The organism is Aquabacterium sp., assembly GCF_035476535.1.
Lineage (GTDB): Bacteria > Pseudomonadota > Gammaproteobacteria > Burkholderiales > Burkholderiaceae_C > Pseudaquabacterium.
The window spans coordinates 1-5,157 of record NZ_DATILJ010000169.1; the positions used below are offsets into that span (position 1 = coordinate 1).

Genomic DNA, 5,157 nt, shown 5'->3' on the forward strand with positions numbered 1-5,157 from the left:
GGCATACACCAGCCGGTCGGCATGGCGGATGTCGCAGCCCAGGCCGACGGCGAAGCTGCGCACCGGCGAGCCATAACCGCCGGACTGGCGCGTCACGCAGCGGGCGATCCAGAGGTAGGTGCGGCCATCGGGCATGCGCGCCAGCTGCGTCAGCACCTTGCCGGGCTGGGCGAAGGCTTCGTAGACGTTCCACAGCGGGCAGGTGCCGCCGGTGCGCGAGAAGTGGAAGTCGGTGGCCGACTGCCGCTTCGAGATGTTGCCGGCACGGTCCACCCGCACGAAGAAGAAGGGCACGCCGCGCGCGCCGCTGCGCTGCAGTGACGACAGGCGGTGGCACGCGGTCTCGAAGCTGACGCCGAAACGCTGCGCCAGCAGCTCGATGTCATAACGCAATTCTTCAGCGGCCATCAGGAAACGCTGGTAGGGCAGCACCAGCGCACCGGCAAAGTAGTTCGCCAGGCCGATGCGGGCCAGCGCGCGCGACTCATCGCTGCTGAAATCGGCCTGCCGCGCGAGCTGCTCGATCGTCTCGGCCGCCTCCAGATGCGCCAGCTGCGTCGCCAGCTGGAAGGCCAGCTGGCCGGGCTCGACGCTGTCGGCAATGCTCAGCAGCCGCTGCTGCGGGTCGAACTGGCGCAGCAGCGCGGGTTCGCCGGCCGGCGTCGCCGCACCGGCGCGCAGGCGCAGCGTCACGCCATGGGCTTGCAGCAGGTGCTGCTGCAGGCGGTGGGCCAGTTCACGCGCCGGCGTGCGACCGGTGCTGTCGTCCAGTGGCCCACGGCCGGGCTGCGCGTGGCGCGCGGCGCTGGCGGCCGGCGCGCCCATCAGCTGCTGGTGCAGCGCCTCGGCACGCGCGTCCAGCGCCGGCATGTGGTTGCTGTGCGCGTAGAAGAAGTCGCGCACCTCTTCGTGCGCCTGTGGCGCGGTGTGCAGCAACTCGTCGCCGCGTTCGCCCAGGCCTTCGGCCACGGTGGCCAGCCGCTCTTCGGCCGCGCGGGCGCGGCGGTGCAGGCGCACCAGCACCTGGGCCAGCGCCGGCATCTGCTGCGCCACGGCCTGCAGCTCGGCCTGCGGCACGCCGCCCGGCACCTCGGCCACCACCTCCTGCAGCTGCGCGATGAAGCGGGCCTCTTCGTCTTCGGAGAAGTACTGCAGATCCACGCCGAGCGCCGATTGCAGGCGCAGCAGCACCGCCACGCTGAGCGGCCGCTGGTTGTTTTCCAGCTGGTTCAGGTAACTCGGCGACAGCTGCAGCCGCTGCGCCAGCGCGGCCTGGGTCAGGCCTTGCTGCTCACGCAGGGTCTTCAGCCGCACGCCCATGAAAGTCTTGCGCATGGTCTTCTGCTTCCGTCTTCAAGGAGCTTCGCAAACATCGCAAAGTGATGACCACGGCTTCGCATTCCATGGCTACTTCAGTGCTTGTGAACAGCATAGCCGAATGCAAACATTGCGAACCGTCAGCCCAGGAAGCAGCGCATGAGTGACTCACCCCCAGTCGGCACCAAAGCCAAGAAATCCGTCGCGCTGTCCGGCGTCACCGCCGGCAGCACCGCGCTGTGCACGGTCGGCCGCAGCGGCAACGACCTGCACTACCGCGGCTACGACATCCTCGATCTGGCGCAGGCCTGCGAGTTCGAAGAAGTCGCGCACCTGCTGGTGCACGGCAAGCTGCCGACGCCGGCCGAACTGCGCGCCTACAAGCTCAAGCTGAAGTCGCTGCGCGGCCTGCCGGCCAGCGTGCGCGAGGCGCTGGAGCAATTGCCCGCCGGCGCGCACCCGATGGACGTGATGCGCACGGGGGTCTCGACGCTGGGCTGCCTGCTGCCCGAGAAAGAGGAGCACGGCCTGCCCGGCGCACGCGACATCGCCGACCGGCTGCTGGCCTCGCTGGGCTCGATGCTGCTGTACTGGTACCACTGGGCGACGCAGGGCCGGCGCATCGTCGTCGAGACCGAGGACGAATCGATCGCCGCGCACGTGTTGCACCTGCTGCATGGCCGCCCGCCCAGCGAGGCCTGGACCCGCGCGATGCAGGCCTCGCTGATCCTCTACGCGGAGCATGAATTCAATGCCTCGACCTTTGCCGCGCGGGTGGTCGCCGGCACCGGCAGCGACCTGTATTCGGCGATCACCGGCGCCATCGGCGCGCTGCGCGGCCCCAAGCATGGCGGCGCGAACGAGGTGGCCTTCGAGGTGCAGCAGCGCTACGACAGCGCCGACGAGGCCGAGGCCGACATCCGCCGGCGCATCGAAGCGCGCGAGGTGGTGATCGGCTTCGGTCACCCGGTCTACACGCTCAGCGACCCGCGCAACGAGGTCATCAAGCGGGTCGCCCGGCAGCTGTCGGAAGAAGCCGGTTCGATGAAGATGTTCAGCATCGCCGAGCGGGTGGAGCGGGTGATGTGGGACAGCAAGCGCATGTTCGCCAACCTCGACTGGTACAGCGCCGTCAGCTACCACCTGATGGGCGTGCCCACCGCGATGTTCACGCCGCTGTTCGTCATCGCCCGCACGTCCGGCTGGGCCGCGCATGTGATCGAGCAGCGCCAGGACAACAAGATCATCCGCCCCAGCGCGCACTACACCGGCCCGGAAGACCGCGCCTTCGTGCCGCTGGCGCAGCGCCACTGAGCCTTCGCTACCAATAACGTTCAAAGTACCCGACCATGTCCGCAGACTTCCGCAACACCACCCGCCCCGCACCCGATGCCGTGCTGACCGACATCGCCGACTACGTGCTGGCCTACCGCATCGAATCGCGCCTGGCCTACGACACCGCTCGGCACTGCCTGATCGACACGCTGGGCTGCGGCCTCGAAGCCCTGGAGTACCCGGCCTGCACCAAGCTACTCGGGCCGCTGGTGCCCGGCACCGTGGTGCCGAACGGCGCGCGCGTGCCCGGCACGCCGCACCAGCTGGACCCCGTGCAGGCGGCCTTCAACATCGGCACGATGATCCGCTGGCTGGATTTCAACGACACCTGGCTGGCGGCCGAGTGGGGCCACCCGAGCGACAACCTCGGCGGCATCCTCGCGGTGGCCGACTGGTTGAGCCGCACGGCCCTTGCCGCCGGCAAGCCGCCGCTGACGATGCGCGCGGTACTCACCGCGATGATCAAGGCGCACGAGATCCAGGGCTGCATCGCGCTGGAGAACTCGTTCAACAAGGTCGGCCTGGACCATGTGTTGCTGGTGAAGGTGGCCAGCACCGCGGTGGTGGCGCAGCTGCTGGGCCTGAACCGCGACGAGATCATCAACGCCTTGTCGCTGGCCTGGGTCGACGGCCAGGCGCTGCGCACCTACCGCCATGCGCCGAACACCGGCAGCCGCAAGAGCTGGGCCGCCGGCGACGCCACCGCGCGCGCGGTGCGGCTGGCGCTGATCGCGCAGACGGGCGAGATGGGCTACCCCAGCGTGCTGAGCGCGCCGACCTGGGGCTTCTACGACGTGCTGTTCAAGGGCAAGCCCTTCAGCTTCCAGCGGCCGTATGGGTCGTATGTGATGGAGAACGTGCTGTTCAAGATCAGCTTCCCGGCCGAGTTCCACAGCCAGACCGCGGTGGAAGCGGCGATGCAGCTGCATGCCGAACTGCGGCGTCGTGGCAAGAGCGCCGACGACATCCGCCATCTGCGCATCCGCACGCACGAAGCCTGCATCCGCATCATCGACAAGCAGGGCCCGCTGGCCAACCCGGCCGACCGCGACCACTGCATCCAGTACATGGTGGCAGTGCCGCTGCTGTTCGGCCGGCTCACCGCGGCGGACTATGAAGACGGCGTGGCGGCAGACGGCCGCATCGACGCCCTGCGCGAGAAGATGCGCTGCGTCGAGGACAGCCAGTTCACGCGGGACTACCACGATACCGACAAGCGCAGCATCGCCAACGCGCTGCGCATCGAGCTGAACGACGGCACGCTGCTCGATGAAGTGGTCGTCGAGTACCCGATCGGCCACCGCCGCCGCCGTGCCGACGGCCTGCCGCTGCTGGAAGCCAAGTTCCGCCGCAATCTGGCGCGGCGCTTCCCGCAGAAGCAGCAGGACAGCATCCTGGCGGCCAGCCTGGACGCGGCGCGGCTGGAAGCGATGCCGGTCAACGAGTACCTGGACCTCTACAGCATCGCGGCCTGAGCATGAACACCACGATTGCGCTCACCCCGAAACAGCGGCTGCGGGCACTGGCCGAAGCCCGGCGCGGCGTGCTGGTGCCCGGTGCCTTCAACGCGCTGTCGGCCCGCGTGATCGAAGACCTGGGCTTCGAGGCGGTCTACATCACCGGCGCCGGTGTCACCAACATGGCGCTGGGCCTGCCGGACCAGGGCTTCATGGGCCTGGCCGAGATGGCAGAGCACACCGCGCGCATCCGTGACGCGGTGGCGTTGCCGCTGATCGTCGATGCCGACACGGGATTCGGCAACGCGCTGAACGTGCGCCACACGGTGCGCACGCTGGAACGCGCGGGAGCCGACTGCATCCAGTTCGAAGACCAGCTAGCGCCCAAACGCTGCGGCCACTTCGCCGGCAAGGACGTGATCGGCATCGACGAGGCCGTCAACAAGATCAAGGCGGCGGTCGATGCGCGGCAGGATGCGAACCTGCTGATCATGGCCCGCACCGACGCCTGCGCGACGCAGGGCTTCGATGCGGCGGTCGAGCGCGCGGCCCGGTTTGCGGAGGCCGGCGCCGACATCCTGTTCGTCGAAGCGGTGACCACCGCCGAGCAGGTGCGCGCGCTGCCGGCCCGCCTGCCGAAGCCCCAGCTGATCAACATGGTGATCGGCGGCAAGACCCCGATCGTCGGCGCCGATGAACTGGCCGACCTGGGCTACGGCTTCGTGCTGTACGCCAATGCGGCGCTGCAGGGGGCGCTGCTGGGTATGCAGAGGGCTTTGGGGGAGTTGAAGGCGACGCGCCGGCTCGATGAGGGTTCGGGTCTCGTGGCCAGCTTTGGGGAGCGGCAGCGCCTGGTCGGCAAGCCCGCATTGGACGCGCTTGAACGGCGTTATGCCTGAGGCCCAGACGGCGTGCCGCTGGCGCTGGTGCGGGTCTTGGCGATTGGTTTTGGCCTTGTTGTAGGGCGGTGATCTTGCGTTGCACTGCGCCGGGATTCCGCCCCGGCAGGCGGGTCACTTTCTTCCTGGCCGAAGAAAGTAACCAAAGA

4 protein-coding genes are annotated in these 5,157 nt (G+C 68.7%); 3 read left to right on the plus strand and 1 reads right to left on the minus strand.

Translation table 11 applies throughout. The features are described from left to right. Positions 1-1,335: short-chain fatty acyl-CoA regulator family protein (locus VLK61_RS16305; protein ID WP_325422667.1), on the minus strand; the 1,335-nt coding region annotated here is incomplete at its 3' end. A gap of 141 nt (positions 1,336-1,476) precedes the next feature. Between VLK61_RS16305 and prpC the strand changes: the two genes are divergently transcribed. Genes prpC through VLK61_RS16320 form a run of 3 tightly spaced genes read left to right on the plus strand, consistent with a single transcriptional unit; the run spans position 1,477 to position 5,008 of the window. Beyond that, positions 1,477-2,631, plus strand: a complete 1,155-nt coding sequence (prpC, locus tag VLK61_RS16310; protein WP_325422668.1) for a bifunctional 2-methylcitrate synthase/citrate synthase — start codon at positions 1,477-1,479, stop codon at positions 2,629-2,631. 35 nt (positions 2,632-2,666) lie between these two features. Continuing rightward, positions 2,667-4,127, plus strand: a complete 1,461-nt coding sequence (locus tag VLK61_RS16315; RefSeq protein ID WP_325422669.1) for a bifunctional 2-methylcitrate dehydratase/aconitate hydratase — start codon at positions 2,667-2,669, stop codon at positions 4,125-4,127. A gap of 2 nt (positions 4,128-4,129) precedes the next feature. After that, positions 4,130-5,008 (plus strand): isocitrate lyase/PEP mutase family protein, encoded by an 879-nt coding sequence (locus tag VLK61_RS16320; protein WP_325422670.1) that lies wholly within the window; start codon positions 4,130-4,132, stop codon positions 5,006-5,008. The last annotated feature ends 149 nt before the right edge of the window (positions 5,009-5,157 follow it).